The organism is Luethyella okanaganae (assembly GCF_042660285.1).
Taxonomy (GTDB): Bacteria; Actinomycetota; Actinomycetes; order Actinomycetales; family Microbacteriaceae; genus Luethyella; species Luethyella okanaganae.
This window is the reverse complement of record NZ_JBHSTP010000004.1, coordinates 53534-76526: the sequence shown is the minus strand read 5'-3', so window position 1 is coordinate 76526 and position 22993 is coordinate 53534. Positions and strand designations below refer to the sequence as shown.

Below are 22993 nucleotides of genomic sequence, written 5' to 3'. Positions count from 1 at the left end.
GCCATCGGCCCCGGCCCGACTAACGGACGCTGCGTTTGAGAAGCGGGCGCATCCGGAACGGAATGAGCTCGCCCATCGCCAGCGACGTCTCGGTGCGCTCCACCCCGTCGCAGGCGAGGATGAGGGCGTCGATGCGGAAGAGATCCTCGGCATCGGTGCAGACCACCCGCACGAGCAGGTCGCTCTGCCCGCTGAGGCCGTGCGCCTGGATGATCTCGGGTATTGCGACCAATTCCTCCACGATCGCGCCGAGCTTCTTCTGCTGCACATGCACCGAGACGAAGGCTGTCAGCGGATAGCCGAGAGGCACCGGATTGAGCCGTCGGTCGAACGATTGGAACACGTTCGTGCGCTCCAGTTTGGCCATATGCGCCTGAACGGTGTTGCGTGAGAGGCCGAGTCTCTCGGCGAGTGCGACGAAGGTGGACCTCGGGTCCTCGGAGAGGGCGAGGAGAAGCTGAATATCCGTCGCATCGAGATTGTGCATACTGCCAAACTATAGCGGGGCTTGTTTCCCATCAATAGAGCACAGTGATCAATAATTCTTCGGGTACTTGTGCTTGATGAGCACCGCGCGTAGGGTCGCAGTACCTTCGGCAGCGACGCCGCGGGCGGATCGGCGAAGCCACAAGCGGTCCCGGTTCCGGACGTGACAGAAAAGGTTGCGCGCAGTGTCCAATCAGACTCAGGAGGCGATGCTCCTCGTACCGTTCGAGGACGCGATTCAGCTTCTCACCCCCACCGGCGAACGCATCGGCAATCCGGCCATCGACCCGTGGATCGCCGACCTCGACGCCGCGGCTCTTGCCGATCTCTACGAGGACATGGTCGTGGTCCGGCGCATCGACGCCGAGGCGACGGCGCTGCAGCGCCAGGGCCAGCTCGGCCTCTGGCCGCCTCTGCTCGGACAGGAGGCCGCGCAGATCGGCTCCGGTAGGGCGCTCCGGCCCGACGACTTCGTCTTCTCGAGCTACCGTGAGAACGCCGTAGCCTATTGTCGAGGCGTCCGGCTCGCCGACCTCACCCGGGTCTGGCGGGGCGTGGCATCGTCGGGATGGAACCCCTACGACATCAACATGGCCACACCGCAGGTGATCATCGGAGCACAGACGCTGCATGCAACCGGCTACGCACTGGGCATCCAGGCCGATGGCGACGACTCGGTGGCCATCGCCTATTTCGGTGACGGAGCGACGAGCGAGGGCGACGTGAATGAGGCTCTCGTCTTCGCCGCGACGTTCCAGGCTCCCGTGATCTTCTTCTGCCAGAACAACCACTGGGCCATCTCCGAACCCGTCGGATTGCAGGCGCACCGGCCCATCGCCGATAGAGCGCCCGGGTTCGGCATCCCGAGCCTGCGTGTCGACGGCAACGACGTCCTCGCCGTGATGGCGGCCACCCGCATCGCGCTCGACCGAGCTCGCACCGGCGGCGGTCCCACCTTCATCGAAGCGGTCACCTATCGCATGGGGCCGCACACCACCGCCGACGACCCCACGCGCTACCGCGACCCGGTCGAGCTCGAGGAGTGGGGAGCTCGCGATCCGATCGCCCGTCTCGCCGCTTACCTGCGCGGTCTCGGCGGCTTCACACCCGAGCTCGAACAGCGCGTCTCGGCGAAGGCCGATGCCGTCGCCGTCGAGTTGCGTGCCGCGACGATCTCGATGCCCGATCCCGAGCCGCTCTCCGTCTTCGACAACGTCTATGCCGAGCCGAACACCACGATCGAGCGTGAGCGCGAGCAATACACCCGGTATTTGCAGTCTTTAGGCGAAACGGATGCCGCGACGCAAGGAGATCACCGATGACGATCATGACCATGGCCAGTGCCATCAATGCAGGCTTGCGCAATGCCCTCGGCACCGACCCCAAGGTCGTGGTCATGGGCGAGGACATCGGTGCCCTCGGCGGGGTCTACCGCATTACCGACGGCCTGCAGAGGGAGTTCGGACCGCGGCGGGTCGTGGACACCCCGCTCGCCGAAGCCGGCATCCTCGGCACCGCCGTAGGCCTCGCGTTCCGCGGCTATCGCCCGGTCGTCGAGATCCAGTTCGACGGTTTCGTCTACCCGGCGTTCGACCAGATCGTCTGCCAGGTCGCCAAGTTGCATTACCGCACGCGCGGCGCGGTGAAGATGCCCATCACCGTCCGCATCCCGTTCGGCGGCGGCATCGGCGCGGCCGAGCACCACTCAGAGTCTCCCGAGGCCTACTTCGCGCACACCTCCGGACTGCGGGTCGTGAGCGTATCGAACCCGCAGGACGCGTACACGATGATCCAGCAGGCGATCGCATCCGACGATCCCGTACTCTATTTCGAGCCGAAGCGTCGCTACCACATGAAGGGCGAGGTCGAACTGGAGCGGCCGCTCGACGACGCCCCTCCCATGGGCGGGGCGCACATCGTGACGAGGGGAACGGATGTCACCCTCGTCGCCTACGGACCACTCGTGCCGACCGCGCGTGATGCGGCGGTCGCCGCCACCGACGATGGCATCTCGATCGAGGTCATCGATCTGCGCTCGCTCGCGCCCATCGACTTCGCCACCGTCGAGGCTTCCGTGCGCAAGACCGGTCGGCTCGTCGTCACACATGAGGCTGCGCAGTCGGGCGGGCTCGGCGCCGAGATTGCCGCGAGCCTCACCGAACGGTGCTTCGACTATCTCGAGCACGCCCCGGTGCGGGTGACTGGCTTCGACATCCCCTACCCGGCGTCGAAGCTGGAGTCATACCATCTGCCGGACCTCGACCGCATCCTCGATGGTGTCGACCGTGCGCTCGACCGCCCGAACTCGCTCAGTGCGCTCGCGAGCGAATCCGGGGGGAGCCTCCTGTGAGCGTCATACGCGATTTCGTGCTGCCGGATCTCGGCGAGGGACTCACCGAGTCCGAGATCGTGACCTGGCGCGTCGCCGTCGGCGACGCTGTCGCGCTCAACCAGATCATCGCCGATGTCGAGACGGCCAAGGCCATCGTCGAGTTGCCGTCGCCCTTCGCCGGCACGGTCGCCAAGTTATATGCAGAACCCGGCGTCACCGTGAACGTCGGAGAGCGGATCGTCGCGTTCGAGGTGGACGACGGAGCCGTGGGCGAGGCCGGCATGGATGTTCCGGCACCCGGTGAGGGCTCAGCCGACCCAGGGGCTTCGTCGGACTCGGGCGTCTCCGGCCCCTCCGGCCTCGCGGGAGGCGAGGGCGACACGATGCGAGCCGCGCCGGCACCGGACGCTCCCGAGCCGAACCTCGTCGGCTACGGAGCGAAAGACGAGGGGACGGGGCGCCCGGTGCGCCGTGCCCATGCACATGCCGCGTCTACGCCGGTCGAGCCGCGCCCACCGTCCCCGGTTGAGGTCGTCGAAACCGGTGCGATCGGCGAGCGCCTTCGCTCCACCCCGCCCGTGCGCAAGCTTGCCCGCGGCCTGGGAGTCGACCTCGGAACGGTCACGGGAACCGGGGCAGACGGGCTCATCACGCGCGACGACGTGCTCGCGGTGGCAACCGGGACGGCGGGGGCGGGAGCCTTGGTTTCGACCGGCTCGACCGGCGGGGACGGTTCGGCCGGTGGGGACGGTTCGACCGGCGGTGACGGTTCGGCCGGCGTCGCAAGATCTGGGAGCGCGGAACGTGAGACGCGCACCCCGATCAGGAGCGTGCGCAAGCTCACCGCTGCGGCGATGGTGCAGAGCGCGTTCACGGCACCGCATGTCACGGAATTCTTGACCGTCGACGTGACCAGGACGATGGAACTGCTCGCCGCGCTCAAGGAGGACCGCGCGTTCTCGGACATCCACGTCAACATCCTCACCGTCGTCGCGAAGGCGGTCTGCGTCGCGGTGACGCGCACCCCCTCTCTCAATGCGCACTGGGACGATGCGGCCCAGGAGATCGTGCAGTACCACTACGTCAACCTCGGCATCGCGGCCGCGACGCCGCGTGGTCTTCTCGTGCCCAACATCAAGGACGCCGATGCGCTCGACCTCGCCGGACTCGTCTCGGCGCTCGCCAAGCTCACCCAGACCGCGCGGGCCGGCAAGACGCCACCGGCAGATCTTGAAGGCGGCACGATCTCGATCACGAACATCGGAGTCTTCGGTATCGACGCTGGCACCCCTATCCTCAATCCTGGTGAGGCCGGCATCCTCGCCATGGGCGCGGTGCGCCGGGAGCCCCGTGAGTTTCGAGGCGGTATCGCATTGCGCGACATCGTGACCCTCAGCCTGTCGTTCGACCACCGGCTCGTAGACGGCGAACAGGGCTCACGATTCCTCGCCGACGTCGGTTCGATCCTCGCCGAACCCGGCAGGGTGCTGACCATGGTGTGATGCGCGGCTCGGCGAGAGAACCTGGCGCGGCAGCATGCCGAGCCGACATGATGGTTTGACAGACAGGACGAGGTCGATGGGGACACAGGCTCGATGACGACGTTGACCAGCAGGGTGGATGCGGCAAGCTCGGGCTTCGCTGACAACGAGGCCTCTCAGCGCTCTCTTGTGACAGAACTGCACGACAAACTCGCTGCCGCCGCCGCCGGTGGACTGCCAGCCTCTCGCGAACGTCACATCGCGCGCGGCAAGCTGCTGCCGCGCGAACGCATCGACCATCTCCTCGACGAGGGCAGCCCGTTCCTCGAACTCGCTCCGCTCGCCGCGAACGGCCTCTACGACGACGAGTCCCCCGGGGCGGGTGTCATCGCCGGTGTCGGGCTCATCCACGGCAGGCACGTGCTCGTGATCTCGAACGACGCCACCGTCAAGGGTGGAACCTACTACCCGATGACGGTCAAGAAACATCTGCGGGCGCAAGAGGTCGCGCTCGAGAACAGGCTGCCGTGCATCTACCTCGTCGACTCCGGCGGCGCGTTCCTGCCGATGCAGGACGAGGTCTTTCCCGACCGGGAACACTTCGGCAGGATCTTCTACAACCAGGCCAGGATGTCGGCCGCCGCGATCCCACAGATCGCCTCGGTCATGGGATCCTGCACGGCGGGCGGCGCATACGTGCCCGCGATGAGCGACGAGACCGTCATCGTACGCGGGCAGGGAACGATCTTCCTCGGCGGCCCGCCGCTCGTGAAAGCGGCGATCGGCGAGATCGTCACGGCCGAAGAACTCGGTGGGGGCGAGGTGCACTCCCGCATCTCCGGGGTCACCGACCATCTGGCCGAGAACGACGAGCACGCCCTGCAGATCGTGCGCGACATCGTCGCAACACTGCCCAGGACGTCCGCCCCCGCCTGGGAGGTGGCGCCGAGCCGGGAGCCCATCGTCGATCCGGCCGAACTCTACGGTGCCGTGCCCGTCGACGTGCAGGCCCCCTACGACGTGCGCGAGGTCATCGCGCGCCTCGTCGACGGCAGCGAGTTCCACGAGTTCAAGAAGGAGTACGGCACGACTCTCGTGACTGGATTCGCCCGGCTGCACGGTCATCCGATCGGCATCGTCGCCAACAACGGCGTGCTCTTCTCGGAGTCGGCGATGAAGGGGGCGCACTTCGTCGAGCTGTGCGATCAGCGCGGAATCCCGCTCGTGTTTCTGCAGAACATCTCCGGCTTCATGGTCGGCAAGGATTACGAGGCCGGGGGGATCGCCAAGCACGGCGCCAAGATGGTCACCGCCGTTGCGACGACGCGTGTGCCGAAGCTCACTGTCGTGATCGGCGGCTCGTTCGGCGCTGGCAACTACTCGATGTGCGGCCGCGCCTATTCGCCGCGCTTTCTGTGGATGTGGCCGGCGAGCCGTATCTCGGTGATGGGCGGGGCTCAGGCATCCTCGGTTCTCGCCACCGTCAAACGCGACCAGTTCGACGCGCGTGGCGAGAAGTGGTCGCCGGAATCCGAGGAGGACTTCAAAGCTCCCATCCGGGAACAGTATGAGACTCAGGGCAGCCCCTACTACTCCACCGCGCGGCTCTGGGACGACGGGGTCATCGACCCTGCCGAGACGCGCACGATACTCGGACTGGCCCTCGACGTGTGCGCCAACGCGCCGTTGGGCGAAACCTCCTTCGGCCTCTTCCGGATGTGAACGGATGATCCTCATGAACGACACCGTTCCCCCAGCCGGGACACCGCCGGCGGAGCGGCGGGCAATGTTCGGCACCGTGCTCGTCGCCAACCGCGGCGAGATCGCCTGCCGCATTCTGACCACGCTCGCCCGGCTCGACATCCGCTCGGTCGCCGTCTTCAGCGACGCGGATCGCGGTGCCAGGCATGTCGCGCTCGCCGACACGGCCGTGCGCATCGGTCCGGCCGCGCCCCAGGCCAGCTACCTCGACATCGACGCGATCATCGCCGCGGCGAAGCAGACGGGCGCCGAGGCCATCCATCCCGGGTACGGATTCCTGTCCGAGAACGCCGCTCTCGCCCGTGCGTGCGAAACCGCCGGCATCGTCTTCGTCGGGCCGAGCGTGAGCGCCCTCGGAGTGATGGGCGACAAGATTCGTTCCAAGAACCACGTCGCGGGCTACGGCGTCCCCGTCATCCCGGGGATCTCGGAGCCGGGACTGAGCGACGAGGAACTCGTCGCGGCGGCGGCCGGCGTCGGCTATCCGCTGCTGATCAAGCCGTCAGCGGGCGGCGGCGGCAAGGGCATGCAGCTCGTGAACGCGCCGGGCGAGCTCGCGAGCGGACTCGTGGCCGCCCGCCGGGTCGCGGCATCCGCGTTCGCAGACGACACACTCCTCCTGGAACGGTTCGTCACCGCACCGCGTCACATCGAGGTCCAGGTGCTCGCCGACCGGTACGGCGCCATCATCCACCTTGGTGAACGTGAGTGCTCTCTGCAGCGTAGACATCAGAAGGTCATCGAGGAGGCGCCGTCGCCGCTGCTCGACGCAGAGACTCGCGCCCGGATCGGCGACGCGGCCTGCCGGGTCGCGAGGAGCGTCGACTACACGGGGGCCGGAACGGTCGAGTTCCTGGTGTCGGATGCTGCGCCGAGCGAGTTCTTCTTCATGGAGATGAACACGCGGCTGCAGGTCGAGCACCCTGTGACCGAGCTCGTCACGGGCATCGACCTCGTGGAGTGGCAGTTGCGCGTTGCAGCGGGTCAGCCGCTCGTGCTGCGACAGGAGGACGTGCGCCTCGACGGCCACGCGGTCGAGGCACGTGTCTACGCCGAGAACCCTGAGCGCGGCTTCCTGCCGACGGCTGGAACGGTCCTGCTGCTCGATGAGCCGGCCGGCGAGGGGGTGCGGATCGACAGCTCGCTCGTGCAGGGGCTCGAGATCGGCTCTCACTACGACCCGATGCTGTCGAAGATCGTCGCCTGGGGCGAGAGCCGCGCGCAGGCGCTTGCCCGCCTCGACGGCGCGCTCGCCGACACGGTCGTGCTCGGCCTGCACACCAACCTCGAATACCTGCGCGGTCTCGTCGCCGATCCCGAGGTGGCGGCCGGCCGACTCGATACGGGTCTCATCGACCGACGTCTACCCACCATCCGCTTCCGCGCCATCGACCACGGCCTCCTCGCGAGTGCCGCGGTGTATCTGCATTCCGAGCGTTGGGCGGCACCGGACGAGGCAGCTGGGCGAGGTGTCACCTGGCCTGGCCGGGTGTGGACGGCACCGAGCGGGTGGCGCATGGCCGAGCCGCGGCCGAGCCGCTACAGCCTCGCTGTGAGCGCGACGGAGACGGTCGACGTGCTCGTGCAGGGGACGGCGGATGCGGCGTTCGTCTCCGTCGGCGCCGCACGCCCCGGATCGGCAAGCGAATCCGCGACGACGCACGCGGTGAGTCTCGTCCCCGTCGCCGGGGCGGAATCCCGCTTCAGCATCGCCGTCGACGGGGTCGCCACGGTATGGAGCATCGTCGGGAACGGTCGCGAGCTCTGGCTCGGCGCCGACGGCTTCGTCGCGCTGCTGACGGTGCGCACCCGGTCCGAGCGGCTCGCGGAGCATCTCGCCGCGAACGCGCGTGCAGACCGACCGGGCAGCCCGGAGGTGCGCTCGCCGATGCCGGGGACGGTCGTCGCCGTGCAGGTCGCGGACGGGGATGTCGTCGAAGCGGGACAGACCCTGCTCACCGTCGAGGCGATGAAGATGGAGCATAGGCTCACAGCCTCCGTATCCGGGGTGGTGAGCATCCATCTCAGGCCGGGCGAGCTGGTCAAGCTCGATCAGATCGTCGCTACCATCGCCAACCAGAACCCGGAACACCAAGGAGGTCAGCCATGATCGACAAAGTCGTCGCGAGCGCCGAGCAGGCCGTCTGCGACGTCTCTGACGGAGCGAGTCTCGCCGTCGGCGGGTTCGGCCTGTGCGGTATCCCCATTGCCCTCATCGCGGCCCTGCACGACAAAGGAACGCGGGAGCTCGAGACCATCAGCAACAACTGCGGAGTCGACGACTGGGGGCTGGGCATCCTGCTCGCCGACCATCGCATCCGCCGCACCGTGAGCTCCTATGTAGGGGAGAACGCCGAGTTCGCACGACAGTTCCTCTCGGGTGAGCTCGAGGTCGAGCTCACCCCCCAGGGAACCCTGGCCGAGCGGATGCGTGCGGGGGGAGCGGGCATCCCGGCCTTCTACACCCCGGCGGGTGTCGGCACCCAGATCGCCGAGGGCGGTCTGCCGCAGCTCTACGGCGCGGACGGCGCGATCGTGAAGGGCTCCGAACCCCGGGAGGTGCGGAGTTTCGACGGTGTCGACTATGTGCTCGAACGCTCCGTTCGGCCGGACTTCGCTCTCGTCCACGCTGCGAAAGGCGACCGGTACGGCAATCTCGTCTATCACGCCGCGGCGATGAACTTCAACCCGCTCGCCGCTGCGTGTGGCCGTATCACCATCGCCGAGGTCGAAGAGCTCGTGGAGCCTGGCGAGCTCGATCCTGAGCGGGTCCACACCCCGGGCATCTTCGTGCAGCGGGTGGTCGTCGCGGGAGCCGTCGAGAAACGTATCGAGCGCCGCACCGTCTCGTTCGCAGTGGCGACCGATAAGGCGGCAGCATGACGCTGACACGCAACGAGCTCGCGGCACGGGTGGCGCAGGAGCTCGAGAACGGGCAGTATGTCAATCTCGGCATCGGCATGCCGACACTCATTCCCAACTACATTCCCGACGGAATCGAGGTCGTGCTGCATTCCGAGAACGGCATTCTCGGCGTCGGTCCGTACCCGAGCGAAGCCGAGCTCGACCCGGATCTCATCAACGCGGGCAAGGAGACCGTCACCGTCAACCAGGGGGCCGCGTTCTTTGACTCGGCGATCTCGTTCGGCATGGTGCGTGGCGGCCACGTCGACCTCGCCGTCCTCGGCGCGATGGAGGTCGCCGCCAATGGAGACCTCGCCAACTGGATGATCCCCGGCAAGATGGTCAAGGGCATGGGTGGCGCGATGGACCTCGTGTTCGGAGCCAAACGACTCATCGTGATGATGGAGCACGTCGACAGGAACGGCAATCCCAAGATCTTGAGGCGGTGCACCCTGCCGCTCACGGGGAGAGGGTGCGTCGATCGCATCATCACCGACCTTGCGGTCATCGACGTGACGCCGGGTGGGCTCGTGCTGAGGGAGCTCGCACCGGGGGTCTCCGTCGAGCAGGTGGTTGCGGCAACCGGCGCGGATCTCGCGGTCGACGAGCTTGTTGGACGCGGGAAGACACGTGAGAGGAGCAGCATGATCGCGAGGAGTCCGACATGAAGGACATCGAACAGCGCGGACTCTACTTCGAGGAGTTCGAGGTCGAAACGCGCTACCTGCATCGTCCCGGGCGCACCATCACCGAGGCGGACAACGTTCTCTTCACGACCCTCACCATGAACATGCAGGGTCTGCACCTGGATGCGGCGTGGTCGGCGACGCAGCCATTCGGGCAGCGCATCGTCAACTCGATGCTCACCCTCGCGACGCTCGTCGGCAGCTCCGTGGCACAACTCACCCAGGGCACGCTCGTCGCCAACCTCGGGTTCGGCGAGGTGGCCTTCCCGAACCCCTTGTTCCACGGTGACACGCTGTACTCCGAGACCGTCGTCACCGAGAAGCGCCTCTCATCCTCCCGCCCAGGGCAGGGCATCGTCACCCTCGCGCACACGGCACGCAACCAGGACGGCGTCGTCGTCGCGACCGCATCGCGTATCGCACTCGTCTGGTGTCGCGACGCGCACGGGGAACGGGCCGCGCCATGAGTTTTCAACTCGGGCCGGCCCTGCTGTTCTGCCCGGCAGACCGTCCGGAACGCTACCTCAAAGCGGCGGAGCGGGCCGATGCGGTGATCATCGATCTCGAAGACGCGGTCGCCCCATCGGAGCGCGCCGTCGCGCGCGCGGCACTCGTGAGGAACCCTCTCGATCCCGAGCGCACCATCGTGCGGGTGAACCCGGCCGGCACCGCCGATCTCGCCGCCGACCTGGACGCGCTTCGCGCCACCGCATACCGCACGGTGATGCTGCCGAAGGTGGAAAGCGCAGACGAGGCGGCTTCGCTCGGTGGCTTCGACGTCGTAGCGCTCTGCGAGACCGCCGCAGGGGTCGTCGCGGCGTCGCGGATCGCCGAGACGGCTAATGTCGTAGCGCTCATGTGGGGGGCTGAGGACCTTGTCGCTTCGCTCGGCGGTTCATCGAGCCGCGTCGCGGGCGGGCGCTATCGCGACGTGGCGCGCCAAGCCCGGTCGACGGTGCTGCTCGCGGCCGGCGGCGCAGGCAAGGCCGCGATCGACACCGTCTTCCTCGACCTCGGTGATCTCGATGGGCTCGCCGCCGAGGCAGAGGACGCGGTGGCCAGCGGTTTCGCGGCGACTGCGTGCATCCATCCGAGTCAGGTGGCTGTCATCCGGGCGGCCTATCGGCCGGGCGACGACGAGGTCGCGGATGCGCAGGCTGTGCTGGACGCCGCGGCCTCGGAGCGCGGTGCATTCCGGTTTCGAGGCCGGATGGTCGATGGGCCGGTCCTGCGGCACGCGGAGTCGGTTCTCAGACGGGCAGGACTGTCGGGCGGTCGACAGCCGGCTCGGTGAGAGCGGGAACTTCAGCGTGGTGTCGTCATTTTCTTGGAGATGATGCGCGAGGACTGGGACCTGTTCTCGCTGTGTGGGTGCATCGGGGAGGTGCGCGGGCGGCTCCTCATTCCTCCGACCCAGTCTCCGCACCCGACGGGCACGACCACATCACTCTCGCCAGCTACACGCTCGGTGAGATACTCACGCGCTCACTGCACTTCCTGCAGGCTGCCGACGTCGAGTCTGTTCGAGGATTCCTATCACGTCCCCTGTTCGGACGCTAGTGGGTATTAATGCCGACTGTTCCGGGCAAGGCTGTCGTGGATAGGCTCCGACTGCCCTATGGGCGAGTATGGCGGGTACGAGTGAGGATGCAGGCGATGGAAGACGACCCCGACGCTGTGGTCGTGGATGAACGCGATGGGGTACCGATCAAACGAAAGGGCCCGACGGCGAGGGGGCTTCAGCGTCTTACGCTTCTGCTCGGCGCAGGACTCCTGGCGTTCAGCTCTCTCGGCGCGGCAACGGCCGCGAGCGCAGAGACCGTGGAGACCCCTTCCGTTTCTCGGATGGGCGACGCGGTCATTCTCGCCAATTGGGTTCCGCATGACCATGCCAGGATCACGACGGCTGATGGCTGTGAACGTCGACGCGTCTGGCTTGTAGACAACGTTGCTTGGATTACTCACTCCAATTCTGACTGCTGGTCATACTGGACGACGACCTGCCCTTCGACTCGGTACTGGATGGTCGTGGTCGACGCTCAATCGGCGTTGGCTGTCCAGACCAAAGCAGAGTCTCCCGAGCCATTGGCTGTCGCCTGCGGTTAAAGTTAAGTACCAACGCTGAAGAGGAAACGAGTCGTGCCCTTCATTATCCAATCGGGTTGGGTCACTGGTATGAGCGCGGGTCGAGGAACCGGTCCGACGGCGTGGTTCCAGGTCGAATGCGACACTTGGCAAGCGCCTGGCGCCGACCAGGAGCGCACGGCTGTTCACTACCAGGTGTTGGCCACAGACGTCATGGCGCGACGTCTGAGTGGTCTCGTTCGGCGGCGATCTCGTGTTCACATCGTCTTCGCTGGGCAGTACGACGTGACAATCACGATGGACGGTGAGGCTCGGCATGAGGTCGTCGCCCAGGAGCTAGGCCTTAGCCTGTTGGATCCCCTGATCGACGAGTTCGCAACCGAGCAGGAACCATCCAACCCCTCAGTTTGAGCATTGGTCTACGAGACGGCTGTCTGTCCCCGGTCGCCGCGGCCTCGGAGCGCGGTGCATTCCGGTTTCGAGGCCGGATGGTCGATGGGCCGGTCCTGCGGCACGCGGAGTCGGTTCTCAGATGGGCAGGACTGTCGGGCGGTCGACAGCCGGCTCGGTGAGAGCGGAGCTCATCGAGGCGGAAGGCTGTATCGCCGAGATGGACATCGATCTACTTGAAGGAATTGCTATATAGAGATATAAAAGAATCATGCTGTCCTCCGAGCTACCCGTCGCCCAACTCAAGGCAGAGTTCTTCAAGGCCATCGGGCACCCCATTCGGGTACGAGTGCTCGAGTTGCTCGTCGGCGGGGAGGCTTCGGTCGGGAGCCTCGCCGACAGCATCGGCAGTGAGATCTCGAACCTGTCACAACAGCTCGGCGTGCTCCGGCGCGCCGGCGTCGTCGTCACCCGCCGAGACGGAAACACGATCCTGTATGCGCTTCGTGACCCCGAGCTGGTCGAGCTGCTTGCCGTCGCGCGGCGCATGCTCGTCTCGAACCTCCAAGACTCCCGCGCGCTTCTGCACAGTCTGGAAGCCGAGGACGTCGAGGCCGTCGGTGGTGAACGACCCGGTGACCTGATCTCTGATCGCACGCGATGACGTCGCGAAAGCGGCGCACGGTGCGATTCTTGCGGACATTGCTGCCGCAGAGTGCGGATCTCGCCGCGGCCCGCCGCTCGCCGGGGCGCGATCTCCTCGCCGGACTGACCGTCGCCGTCGTGGCGCTGCCACTCGCTCTCGCGTTCGGGATCGCGTCGGGTATGGGCGCGCAGGCGGGCCTGACGACGGCGATCCTCGCGGGAATCCTCGCGGCCGTCTTCGGGGGTTCCAAGCTGCAGGTATCCGGACCGACGGGCGCGATGACCGTAGTCCTGGTGCCCATCGTGCACCAGTTCGGTGGTCCCGGCGTGCTCCAGGTAGGACTCGTCGCCGGTGTCTTTCTGCTTCTGCTGTCGTTGAGCGGCATCGGGCGCTACGTGCGATATCTGCCGGTCTCGCTCATCGAAGGGTTCACAGCGGGCATCGCCGTCGTGATCGCCGTTCAGCAGGTGCCGAACGTCCTCGGTGTCACCCCGGGGGAGCAGGGTCAGCTCTGGGCGGTCGCCGTCGACGCGCTGATGCGATATCTGCAGCACCCGGACGTCGCAGCCCCGGCGATAGCGCTCGGCGTGGCCGGCACGATCCTGATCGGCGCACGGTGGAGGCCGTCGTTGCCGCGCTCCCTCGTCGCCGTCGTCACCGTGTCCGTCGCGACAGCCGCTCTGGGGATCGGGTTGCCGAGCATTGGCGAACTGCCCCGCGGGCTTCCCGCTCCGGACGCCGCATTCCTCGATCTCGGGAATGTCGGCGCGCTGTTGCCGTCCGCGCTCGCCATCGCCGCCCTCGCCGCGCTCGAGAGCCTGCTCTGCGCCACCGTCGCGGACAGCATGAGCGTCGGCGACCGGCACAATCCCGATCGCGAGCTGTTCGGCCAGGGCATCGCCAACGTCGTCGTGCCCTTCTTCGGCGGGGTTCCGGCGACCGCCGCGATCGCCAGGACAGCCGTCAACGTGCGGAGCGGCGCACGCTCGCGACTCGCGGCGGTCGTCCACTCCCTTGTTCTTCTCGCTGTCGTTCTGGTGGCCGCCCCACTCGTCGGCTTCATTCCGCTCGCCGCGCTCGCGGGGGTGCTGCTTGCGACGACGGTGCAGATGATCCAGCTCGGCGCGATCTCGGCGATGCTCCGCGGTACGCGGCAGGATGCGATCGTGCTGCTCACGACCTTCACCGTCACGGTCGCGATCGACCTCATCACGGCGGTCGTCGTGGGACTCGTCGCGGCGGGACTGCTCGCTCTGCGCGCCGTGGCCCGCTCCGCGCACCTCGAACGTGTGCCCCTCGACACGAACGACCACAATGCCGAGGAGCAAGAGCTCATGGCGGAGCACATCGTCGCCTACCGATTCGACGGCCCGCTTTTCTTCGGAGCCGCGCATCGATTCCTGATCGAGCTCACCGAGGTCAGCGAGGTCTCCGTCGTGATTCTGCGGATGAGCCGGGTGAGCACCTTGGACGTGACGGGCGCACTGATGCTCGACGACGCCATCACGCGACTGGAGCACAAGGGGATCGCCGTGCTGATCTCGGGAATCGCCACCGGCCATGAGAGATTGCTCGATCGGGTCGGGGCCGCAGCGAAGCTGAGGGAACAGGGGCGTGTCTTCTCGCAGACGCCTGAGGCGATCACGCACGCCAGGACCCTCATCGATGCTGCGGGCTGATGGCGGATCCTCGCGCTCGTCATGAGGGGCGTGATCGCCGCCCAGCCGGACACGACGGGACGACCGTCCCCGAAGACCGAAGGATCCTCACCACTTTTTGCCGAACCCCGACGAACAGTTTGGTAACAGTTCACGCGTCTCACCCGGAAAGTGCCAGTGCTCGGGCCTATTCTCATTGCAATAGGGGAGGGAGGGGGCGTGACTCAGCTATCGGCTCATCCCCGGGAACATCGGAGGCGGGGGGCGAAAGCCTCCTCGGGTGAGCCCTCACTGAGTGAGTCCTCACTGATCTCCGCTCCCGTCACTGCAGTGACGATCCCGGAGGCTGCGAGCGACCATGACCTCTCGCCGGCCCGCAGGCATCTCGCGGACACCGCGCTCTGGGTGTTTCCGCTCGCTCTGGGCGGAAGCGTCTTCGGCTGGACTCTCGATGCCGAACGGACCACCTCGATCCTCGATCGGCATCGCGAGCTCGGCGGCAACTTCGTCGACACCGCCGACAGCTACGCAGCCGGTCGCAGTGAGCTCTTCATCGGCGATTGGATGCGCGAGCGCCGCTGCCGCGACGAGATCGTGCTCGCGACCAAGATCGGTCGTCACCCGGACAACCCCGGGCTGAGCCCGGAGAGCATCGTCGGCGCGGTCGACGCCTCGCTTGGGCGTCTGCAGACCGATCGCATCGATCTGCTCTACTTCCACGAGGACGACCCGAGCGTCCCGCTCGAGGAGAGCCTCGGCGCTGTCGACGCGCTCATTCGGGCGGGCAAGGTGCGCTACCTCGCTGCATCAGACTTCACGGCGGAGCGTCTCATCGAGGCGCGTGTGCTCGCGGCCAACGGGCTTCCCCGTTTCCGTGCGCTGCAAACGCACTACAACCTGATGCACAGAGTCGCATTCGAGGCTTCGCTCGCACTCGTCGCGCGTGCGCAGGCGCTTGCGGTCATGCCGTACTTCGCGCTGGCGAACGGATTCCTCGCGGGCGGTTACCGATCCAGGAGTGCGCTCAAGAACACGACGGGCGGCGCGCGCGCGACTGCCTACCTCAACCGGCGGGGCAACAAGGTGCTCACCCTGCTCGATCGCGTCGCAGGCGAGCATGATGTGCCGATCGCGACGATCGCCGTGGCCTGGTTGCAGGCGAAGCACGGGGTGACCGCGCCGGTGACCGGGGTGAGCGTTGCCACGCAGCTCGACGCGATCATGGACGCCGCACGCGTTCGGCTCAGCCGGGCGGACATGCTCGACCTCGATCGGGCGACGGCGTAGCCGCGACGAACGGCCAGTCCGCTGGACTCGCCGGAACACTCAGTCGAGGTCCGCGAAGATCCGGTTCATCGCACGAAGCAGTGCCGCGTGGGCGGCGACCGGATCGCCCAGGTTCGCGCTTGCGAACGCTCCGTCTCGAGCGAGGAAGAACTCGTCGACCGCATCGCCGGGATGCGGGTGGCCCGCGCCGCGGAAGAGGTTCTCTACTTGCTCGATGTACCACTCGCGATGCACCGTGATAGCCTCGCGGACAGGGTGTGTCGGATCACCGAATTGGGCGGTCGCGTTGATGAACGGGCATCCGCGGAAATCAGGGCGGATCACCTCTTCGGCGATCTCGCGCGCGAGTTCCTTGAGCCTCCGTTCCGGCGTGTCGAAGCGTGTCTCGATGTCGTGCAACACCAGGCGGATGCGCTTGTCGCGCCCCCGTAGGTAAGCCACGATGAGTGTGTCCTTGGAGCGGAAGTACTTGTAGAACGTCGCCTTCGTGACGCTGGCCTCGGAGATGATCCGATCCACCCCGACGGTATGGACACCCTCGTGGTAGAACAGCGCGTCGGCTGTCGCGAGAATGCGCACTTTCGCGTGAGTCGTTGGCTGGATGGTCGAATCCTTCTTCTCGACCATCCAGCCAACTCCTTGTTCACGGGGTAGAACCCCGGTGGTGCTGTGCGAGTGCTAGGGACACGCGCACTGTGTTTCGTCCCGGAGAGTGAGGGCTCTCGGAAGTGTGAACTTCCTCCGGCGTTCGGGTCGGCGGGAAAAAGCTCCGTAACGCCCGAAAGCGATTCAAAGCTCATGTCTCGCCGCGGTGTTTTGGGGTGGTCACCGCGGTGTAACACGGATCAATCTAGCACACGTAGACAGAACCGTCTGTTTGTCGGTGGTTTGACCGGCATGCGGTGAGAGCATGGGTCTGGCGTATGGTGGTTGGTGATGAACGGTGCAGTTGAACTCCCACTCGGCTTGGCCGAACTGTCAGTTCTCGCATCGGGCGATTCGCGCGTGCGGCGCAGTGTCCTTCCGAGCGGTGTGCGCATCCTCAGCGAGCAGGTCCCCGGTGCGCGCAGTGTGACCATCGGCTACTGGGTCGCGGTCGGATCCAGGGACGAGCTCCCGGCCAGGGCTGTGCGCGACGGGGCCATGGCGCATCCGGCGACGTTCGGGTCCACGCACTTCCTCGAACATCTGCTGTTCAAGGGCACGATGAGCCGCAGCGCTCTTGACATCGCCATCTCGTTCGACTCGGTCGGTGGAGAGAACAATGCCATGACGGCGAAGGAGTACACCTGCTACTACGCCAAGGTTCAGGACCGCGATCTGCGGATGGCCATCGAAGTGCTCACCGACATGCTCACCTCGTCGCTGCTCGACCCGGCCGAGTTCGAGAACGAGCGCGGCGTCATCCTCGAGGAGCTCTCGATGGCCGAGGACGACCCGGCGGAGGTGGCGAACGAACGGCTCTTCGAGGCCGTGCTCGGAGAGCACGAGCTCGGTCGTCCGATCGGTGGGCGGCCGGAGAACATCGAGGCGGCCACGCGCTCGGCGGTCTGGGAGCACTACCGTGCGAACTACCGTCCGCAGGACCTCGTCGTCTCCGTCGCCGGTGCGGTCGACCACGATGTGCTCGTCGCAGACGTGACACGGTCGCTCGAGGCGGCTGGCTGGGATCTCTCCGCCGAAGCGTCGCCCGTCGCCCGTCGCTCGACGAGTGCCGTCGAGATCACGCGTGGACGTGCCCTCAGCATCGTCGAGCGACCACTCGAGCAGGTCGCCATGTTCCTCGGCATGCCGGGTCTCATCGCGGGAGACGATCGCCGGGTGACGATGAGCGTGCTCAACGCGATCTTCGGCGGTGGAATGTCGTCGAGGCTGTTCCAGGAGGTCCGTGAGAAGCGCGGCCTCGCCTACTCGGTCTACTCCTACGCGCCGAGCTACTCGGACGCGGGGCTGTTCGGCATGTATGCGGGCTGCACCCCCGCTAAGGCTGGCGCGGTCGCGGAGCTCATGCTGAGCGAGCTGAACCGTCTCGCCGAGCATGGTGTGACTCCCGCCGAGATGCAGCGCGCCGCTGGACAGCTGTCCGGGGCGTCCGCTCTCGCCCTGGAGGACTCCGATACCCGGATGTCGCGGCTCGGGCGCTCGGAGATAACCCTCGGCGAGTTCGTCGACCTCGACGAGGGCCTGCGCCGCCTCGCACTCGTCACCGCCGACGACGTGCAACGACTCGCCGCCGAGCTCGCAAGCCGACCCCTCTCGCTTTCGGCCGTCGGTGCGATCACCCCGGAGACCTTCGAGGCGGTTCTTCCGCCATCTCGCGCACAAGGCTAAGCGTTCCGACGTCCGCTCGCGCACCACGTAACACTCGCGCACCACGTAACACAGGAAGGGTCATTGGTGCCCCACTACATCTACCTCGTCCGTCACGGCGAGCAGCAGGACGCCGAGCACGGGCTACCGGATGGTCCGCTGTCGGCTCGCGGGAAACGTCAGGCCCAGCTCGTCGCCGAGCGACTCGGGGGAGTGCCGTTCACCGCGGCATGGCATTCGCCCCTGCAGCGCGCGGCGGAGACCGCGGCGATCATCGCCGAGCGGCTGCCCGCCGTCACCCCTGAACCCTCGCCGCTGCTCTTCGACTGCATCCCGTCAGGTCCCGCGCCCGAGACGCCGACCGCATACGACCCCTTCTTCGGTTCGGTGACCGATGCGGAGATCGAGGCGGGTCGCGCCCAGATGGGCGATGCGACGGCCGAGTTCCTGCAGTCGCGGCGCGGTGAACGCCACGATCTGCTCATCACACACAATTTCGTCATCGGTTGGTTCGTGCGTGAAGTGCTGGGTGCTCCGGACTGGCGCTGGATCAGCATCAACCAGGCGAACTGCGGACTCACGGTGTTGCAACAGAAGCCGGGCAGGCCGTGGACTCTCGTGACCCACAACGACCTCGGCCATCTTCCGATCGAACTGCGCACGGGTCTGCCGGAACAGCTCTCGATCTGAGTCATCCCGCGGTGCGGCGCCGACGGCCTCGGCTGCGACGTGACCACGCCCGCGCCATGGCGGCGCTCACGACGTGACCGGTTTGCCGAACCAGTGCGTCGCGTTCGGGTTCGCGTTATACGGCTCGATCTCGCGGTAGCCGCTGGAGCGGTACAGCGAGCCCGCCGCCTCGAGGCTCTCGTTCGTGTCGAGCACGAGCTCGCCCGCGCCCAACTCCGCGGCAACGCGCTCGAGCTCTGCGAGCATGAGCCGACCGCTTCCGCTGCCCCGCGCTGTCGGCCGCAGATAGAGGTGCTTCACTTCGAGGCGGATGACGTCGCTCGGCGAGCGCTGAATGCGGCGGACGCCGCCGCATCCGATCGCCTCACCGGTGTCGTCCGTGACCAGCAGGAACGCGCCGGCCGGCCGTGTGAACTGCTCGGGGACCGGCTGGGTCGTGCGGTAACAGCCCTGGGCACTCGGAAAACCGGCGGCCCGCTCGGCGAAGTACTCTCCGAGCAGCGTCTGCGCCGTGGCATCCGTGACCGTCGCCTCGTGAAACCACACCATGAGGCCAGCCTAGCTAGACGGAGGGAGCATCACGGCCCTGGCCTGCCTGGCCTGCCTGGCCTGCCTGCCTGGCCCGGTCCATTGCTAGTGTGGACGCGTGACAACACGCGTTGCCGTCATCGGCGCCACGGGCACCATGGGTCAGCTTGCTTCGCGACTCGTGCGGGATGCCCCCGACTTCGAACTCGTCGCCGAGCTCGACTCCCGCAGTGACCCGGGCGCAATGCTGGGGGCGGATGTGGCGATCGACCTCACGAGCCCAGCGGTGAGCCAGCGCCTCGTCGACTTCGCCGTCGACAACGGCCTGCGTGTGCTCGTCGGAACGTCGGGGTGGTCGCGGGATCGTATCGCCGCGCTCGAACGCCGTGTCGAGGCGCTGCCGGAGACCGCCGTCGTCATCGTGCCCAACTTCTCGATCGGCTCGGTGCTCGGAACGGCTGTCAGTGCGCTCGTCGCGCGTTTCTTCGACTCGATCGAGATCGTCGAGGCGCACCACGCGGGGAAGATCGACTCGCCGTCGGGAACCTCCGTGCGCACCGCTGAGCTCATCGGCATGGCGCGTGGCGGGATCGGTCCGGTCGCCGCTCCGCACACCGACCAACGCGCGCGGGGCCAGCAGGTGTCGAGCGTGCCGATCCACAGCCTGCGTCTCGAAGGGGTGCTCGCACGACAAGAGGTGATCTTCGGGGGACGTGGCGAGACCCTCACGATCCGGCACGACACAGTCTCGGCGAGCTCCTACGAACATGGGATCATGCTTGCCCTGCGTGCTCTTCCAGGTGCGAGCGGGGTCGTCGTCGGTCTCGACGCGCTGCTCGACCTCGGCCTCGGCGGTCACCCGGCGGCGGCACGATGAAGGGTCGTACCGCGGCCGTCTTCATGGCGATGCTGCTCGCGATCTACCTCGTCCTTGTCGGTTGGCGTGCCGTGCAGTTCGTGCTGACGGGAGAACCGATAGCGGTTGCGATCGGCATCGCCCTCCTCGCCTTGCCGGTCGTCGGTGCGTGGGCCCTCGCCCGTGAACTGCTCTTCGGAGTGCGTACCGAACGTCTCGTCGGCGTCCTCGACGAGGAAGACGCGCTGCCTGTCGACGAGCTGCCGCGTCGGGCGAGCGGGCGACCGGTCAGGGACGCTGCGGACGCAGAGTTCCCCCGTTATCGGGCCGAGGCCGAGGCTTCGCCAGGCGACTGGCATTCATGGTTCCGGCTGGGCCTCGCCTATGACGCATCGGGGGATCGACGTCGAGCCCGGCAGGCGATCCGTCGTGCTATCGCTCTGGAGCGGGCTGGCCGCTGACCATCCAGTCCACCGCCTGCTCAGCCTTCTCGTGCCGGAAGACGAAGCCGTCGGAAAGCAGTCGGACCGGAGACACCTTCTGGCTCGCGAGCAGGAGTTCATGGCCCGCCTCTCTCAATGCGAGCGTGATGAGCCGCTCGGGAACGGCAAGCCCGTAGGGCCGGCGCAGATCCTTTGCGAGCCGTTTCATGATGCGGTCCGCTGTCGCCGGGGTCGGGCCGACGACGTTCACGGGGCCGGAGAGCTGCGAGGTGAGCAGATGTCTGATCGCTGCGGCCTCGTCGTGGAGGCTCACCCACGGCCAGTGCTGGCCGCCGGTTCCGAGCGGACCGGCGAGTCCGAGCTTCGTCAGAAGCTCGAGACGTCCGAGCGCACCGCCGTCGCCGAGGACGACTCCTGAACGGAAGGTGACGACACGGGTCTTCTCGGGTGCGAGATGCGCGGCGGCCTCCCAGGCCTCGACCACCTCGGCGAGAAAGCCGTCACCCCTGGCCGAGGATTCCGTGAGCCTCTCCCCGGGACGGTCGCCGTAGACCCCGACGGCAGACGCGCTGAGGAAGACGGGGGGCGGTGAGGATGCCATCCGCATCGCATCGGTCAGAGCGTGCGTCGACTCGATACGGGAGGAGAGGATCTCCTTCTTGTACCGAGCCGTCCACGGAAGGTGCGCCAACGACGTGCCTGAGAGATTGACCACTGCGTCGACGCTGTCCAAGAGAGTGAAATCGAGGATACGGGCGGTCGGAGCCCAGTTCACCTCGTTCCGCGTCTCCGGCTGCCGTCGGACGAGCCGGAGCACGGTATGGCCGTCGGCCTCGAGCTGGCGCACGAGTTCTGTGCCGATCAGTCCAGAGGCCCCGGAGACGAGTACCCGCAACTCGGAGTCTTTCTGCCTGCGGGTGCGCGGACGCGGGGTCGTGGCGGGTCGCCGCCGACCCGCCACCGAGGAGGGGGCCGCAGACGGAACCGAGACGTGGGAAACAGGGACGCGGGGAACGGGGACGCGCGCCGCTCGAGCGCCGCTCACCTAGGCGAGGTCGGCTTCGAGCGTGATGGGAACGCCAGCGAGGGCCTGAGAGATCGGACAGTTCGTCTTGGCCTCCTCGGCGATGCGGTGGAACTCCTCTTCGCCGATGCCCGGAATGTTCGCGCTCACGAGCAGGTGGCTGCCCAGCACTCCCTCGCCGGCCTGGAACGTCACGGCCGCAGTGGTCTGGATGCTCTGCGGCGTATGCCCGGCCTGGCTGAGCTCGTGAGCGAAAGCCATCGAGAAGCAGGAGGCGTGTGCAGCCGCGAGCAACTCCTCGGGATTGGTCGTGTGCGGAGCGCCCTCGGAACGCGCCTTCCAGTTGACCGCGAACTCCGCGGTCTGAGATGAGTCGAGTGTGACCGTTCCAGCGCCTGTGCCCAGATCGCCGGTCCATACGGTTGTTGCTTCGCTGGTGACAGCCATGATGTGACCTCCTGAGTCTCCAGCCTATCCGCGCAATCGCGCGAGTAGCAGATAGATCTGGCAGCCGAGGCAATATCCGAAGACGGCATTCAGGAATGCGGCGACGAAAGCGGCTGCTGCTGCGACGACGACGGCGAGCGGCACTCCCAGAAACCCGAGCACCACGCCGGTCCCGGTCACGATGAGACCAACGCCCTGTGCGAAAGTCGGGGGCGCTGCATCCTCGAGTTCACGCGGCGGGTCGAGCCTCGGACGCACGAGCCTCTGGAAGAGTGCGCCGTATGGATGCCGGCGGATGCCCGCGAATGCACCCAACGCGAAGAGCGCGGCGATCGCGGTGAGGAGGACGAGCGCCCCTGTGCTCAGACCGCCGAGTCCGAGGACGACGGCCACGAGCAGCAGCACCGCGGTGATCGCGGCTCCGAAACGCGGTCCGCGGGGGTCGATCCCGCCGCGGGTCGTGTCGGCGGGCGTTGTGGGAAGCGCATCAGGCGTTGGCACGGTGGTCGCTCCTGGCGATGAGGTCGAGGTGGTGTTGGACGGTGTGACGATGGGGTGCGCCGCCGATGCGTGTTCGCACGACCCCCGCGTCGTCGAGCACGAGGATCGTCGGGGTCTGCAGCACGTTGAAACGCTTTGCGATGTCCGCCCGGTGTGTGAGGTCGACGTCGACATGGACGACACCGGGATTGTGCCGAGCCAGGGAGGAGAGCAGCGTGTGGGTCTGCGGGCAGCGGGCGCACAGCTCGGTCGAGAACTGTAGCAGGGTCGCGAACTCGCCGAACGAGACCACGCTCGCGACGTCTGCCGGTCGCACGACGGCGAGGGCGTCGGCGACGGTTCGTGCCCGGCCGTCGCGCGAACGCCAGAACAGGCCGAGCGCCGTGGCCACGGCGACGAGGCCGAGCGCTCCGAGCGTCGCCGATTGCCAGTCCATCCGACGAATTTTACGCGCGGTCGCAGGCGAACGGTGCAGTGT

General features: G+C 67.0%; 23 protein-coding genes. 16 read left to right on the top strand and 7 right to left on the bottom strand.

The genetic code is table 11. The annotated features are described in order from the left end of the window. Window positions 1–19 precede the first annotated feature (19 nt). Window positions 20–487: an Lrp/AsnC family transcriptional regulator gene (locus ACFQB0_RS14360; RefSeq protein WP_386732977.1), complete on the bottom strand. Its 468-nt coding sequence runs from the start codon at window positions 485–487 to the stop codon at window positions 20–22. Between the two features lie 208 nt (window positions 488–695). Here ACFQB0_RS14360 and pdhA point away from each other — a divergent pair, with 208 nt between their 5' ends. The 12 genes from pdhA (at window position 696) to ACFQB0_RS14300 (ending at window position 15716) form a co-directional block, all read left to right on the top strand. Then, window positions 696–1808: a pyruvate dehydrogenase (acetyl-transferring) E1 component subunit alpha gene (gene pdhA / locus ACFQB0_RS14355; RefSeq protein ID WP_386733299.1), complete on the top strand. Its 1113-nt coding sequence runs from the start codon at window positions 696–698 to the stop codon at window positions 1806–1808. Beyond that, entirely contained in the window at window positions 1805–2836 is a 1032-nt protein-coding gene (locus ACFQB0_RS14350; protein WP_386732975.1) for an alpha-ketoacid dehydrogenase subunit beta, read from the top strand. Before pdhA ends, ACFQB0_RS14350 begins: the two co-directional genes overlap by 4 nt. Then, window positions 2833–4320 carry a dihydrolipoamide acetyltransferase family protein gene (locus ACFQB0_RS14345; protein WP_386732973.1) on the top strand — a complete coding sequence of 496 codons (1488 nt, stop codon included), beginning with the start codon at window positions 2833–2835 and terminating at the stop codon, window positions 4318–4320. The genes ACFQB0_RS14350 and ACFQB0_RS14345 overlap by 4 nt, the downstream gene beginning before the upstream one ends. Window positions 4321–4413: 93 nt before the next feature. Then, a complete protein-coding gene (locus ACFQB0_RS14340; protein ID WP_386732971.1) occupies window positions 4414–6021 on the top strand; it encodes a carboxyl transferase domain-containing protein in 1608 nt (535 codons plus the stop codon). Between the two features lie 13 nt (window positions 6022–6034). Then, window positions 6035–8170, top strand: coding sequence for an ATP-binding protein (locus tag ACFQB0_RS14335; RefSeq protein WP_386732970.1), 2136 nt, complete (start codon window positions 6035–6037; stop codon window positions 8168–8170). Further along, complete coding sequence (locus ACFQB0_RS14330) at window positions 8167–8943, top strand: CoA transferase subunit A (protein ID WP_386732969.1); 777 nt, start codon at window positions 8167–8169, stop codon at window positions 8941–8943. The genes ACFQB0_RS14335 and ACFQB0_RS14330 overlap by 4 nt, the downstream gene beginning before the upstream one ends. Beyond that, window positions 8940–9632, top strand: a complete 693-nt coding sequence (locus ACFQB0_RS14325) for a CoA transferase subunit B (protein WP_386732967.1) — start codon at window positions 8940–8942, stop codon at window positions 9630–9632. The genes ACFQB0_RS14330 and ACFQB0_RS14325 overlap by 4 nt, the downstream gene beginning before the upstream one ends. Beyond that, on the top strand, window positions 9629–10117 hold the full coding sequence (locus tag ACFQB0_RS14320) for a MaoC family dehydratase (RefSeq protein WP_386732966.1): 489 nt from the start codon (window positions 9629–9631) through the stop codon (window positions 10115–10117). Before ACFQB0_RS14325 ends, ACFQB0_RS14320 begins: the two co-directional genes overlap by 4 nt. After that, window positions 10114–10944, top strand: coding sequence for an HpcH/HpaI aldolase/citrate lyase family protein (locus tag ACFQB0_RS14315; protein ID WP_386732964.1), 831 nt, complete (start codon window positions 10114–10116; stop codon window positions 10942–10944). The genes ACFQB0_RS14320 and ACFQB0_RS14315 overlap by 4 nt, the downstream gene beginning before the upstream one ends. Before the next feature lie 1452 nt (window positions 10945–12396). Then, window positions 12397–12789, top strand: coding sequence for an ArsR/SmtB family transcription factor (locus tag ACFQB0_RS14310; protein ID WP_386732962.1), 393 nt, complete (start codon window positions 12397–12399; stop codon window positions 12787–12789). Then, on the top strand, window positions 12786–14450 hold the full coding sequence (locus ACFQB0_RS14305) for a SulP family inorganic anion transporter (protein ID WP_386732960.1): 1665 nt from the start codon (window positions 12786–12788) through the stop codon (window positions 14448–14450). Before ACFQB0_RS14310 ends, ACFQB0_RS14305 begins: the two co-directional genes overlap by 4 nt. 309 nt (window positions 14451–14759) lie before the next feature. Further along, window positions 14760–15716, top strand: a complete 957-nt coding sequence (locus ACFQB0_RS14300; RefSeq protein WP_386732958.1) for an aldo/keto reductase — start codon at window positions 14760–14762, stop codon at window positions 15714–15716. 39 nt (window positions 15717–15755) lie between these two features. Here ACFQB0_RS14300 and ACFQB0_RS14295 read toward each other — a convergent pair whose 3' ends face one another. Next, window positions 15756–16343, bottom strand: coding sequence for a TetR/AcrR family transcriptional regulator (locus tag ACFQB0_RS14295; protein WP_386732956.1), 588 nt, complete (start codon window positions 16341–16343; stop codon window positions 15756–15758). A gap of 309 nt (window positions 16344–16652) precedes the next feature. Here ACFQB0_RS14295 and ACFQB0_RS14290 point away from each other — a divergent pair, with 309 nt between their 5' ends. Together ACFQB0_RS14290 and ACFQB0_RS14285 are read left to right on the top strand one after the other, a co-directional pair. Further along, window positions 16653–18047, top strand: a complete 1395-nt coding sequence (locus tag ACFQB0_RS14290; RefSeq protein WP_386732955.1) for a M16 family metallopeptidase — start codon at window positions 16653–16655, stop codon at window positions 18045–18047. A 66-nt stretch (window positions 18048–18113) separates the two neighbouring features. Then, on the top strand, window positions 18114–18716 hold the full coding sequence (locus ACFQB0_RS14285) for a histidine phosphatase family protein (RefSeq protein WP_386732954.1): 603 nt from the start codon (window positions 18114–18116) through the stop codon (window positions 18714–18716). 66 nt (window positions 18717–18782) lie between these two features. On the opposite strand, the gene ACFQB0_RS14280 is transcribed toward ACFQB0_RS14285, so the two are convergent. Next, complete coding sequence (locus tag ACFQB0_RS14280) at window positions 18783–19265, bottom strand: GNAT family N-acetyltransferase (protein ID WP_386732952.1); 483 nt, start codon at window positions 19263–19265, stop codon at window positions 18783–18785. 97 nt (window positions 19266–19362) lie between these two features. Here ACFQB0_RS14280 and dapB point away from each other — a divergent pair, with 97 nt between their 5' ends. Further along, a complete protein-coding gene (gene dapB, locus ACFQB0_RS14275; RefSeq protein WP_386732951.1) occupies window positions 19363–20121 on the top strand; it encodes a 4-hydroxy-tetrahydrodipicolinate reductase in 759 nt (252 codons plus the stop codon). Next, on the top strand, window positions 20118–20561 hold the full coding sequence (locus ACFQB0_RS14270) for a hypothetical protein (RefSeq protein ID WP_386732949.1): 444 nt from the start codon (window positions 20118–20120) through the stop codon (window positions 20559–20561). Before dapB ends, ACFQB0_RS14270 begins: the two co-directional genes overlap by 4 nt. Here ACFQB0_RS14270 and ACFQB0_RS14265 read toward each other — a convergent pair. The 4 genes from ACFQB0_RS14265 to ACFQB0_RS14250 are packed head-to-tail and all read right to left on the bottom strand — an operon-like array spanning window position 20533 to window position 22951. Next, on the bottom strand, window positions 20533–21588 hold the full coding sequence (locus tag ACFQB0_RS14265) for a TIGR01777 family oxidoreductase (protein ID WP_386732947.1): 1056 nt from the start codon (window positions 21586–21588) through the stop codon (window positions 20533–20535). The genes ACFQB0_RS14270 and ACFQB0_RS14265 overlap by 29 nt on opposite strands. Further along, complete coding sequence (locus tag ACFQB0_RS14260) at window positions 21589–22014, bottom strand: OsmC family peroxiredoxin (RefSeq protein ID WP_386732946.1); 426 nt, start codon at window positions 22012–22014, stop codon at window positions 21589–21591. A 24-nt stretch (window positions 22015–22038) separates the two neighbouring features. Then, window positions 22039–22515 carry a DUF4395 domain-containing protein gene (locus ACFQB0_RS14255; protein WP_386732944.1) on the bottom strand — a complete coding sequence of 159 codons (477 nt, stop codon included), beginning with the start codon at window positions 22513–22515 and terminating at the stop codon, window positions 22039–22041. Further along, window positions 22502–22951, bottom strand: coding sequence for a thioredoxin family protein (locus ACFQB0_RS14250; RefSeq protein WP_386732942.1), 450 nt, complete (start codon window positions 22949–22951; stop codon window positions 22502–22504). The genes ACFQB0_RS14255 and ACFQB0_RS14250 overlap by 14 nt, the downstream gene beginning before the upstream one ends. Window positions 22952–22993: the final 42 nt, after the last annotated feature.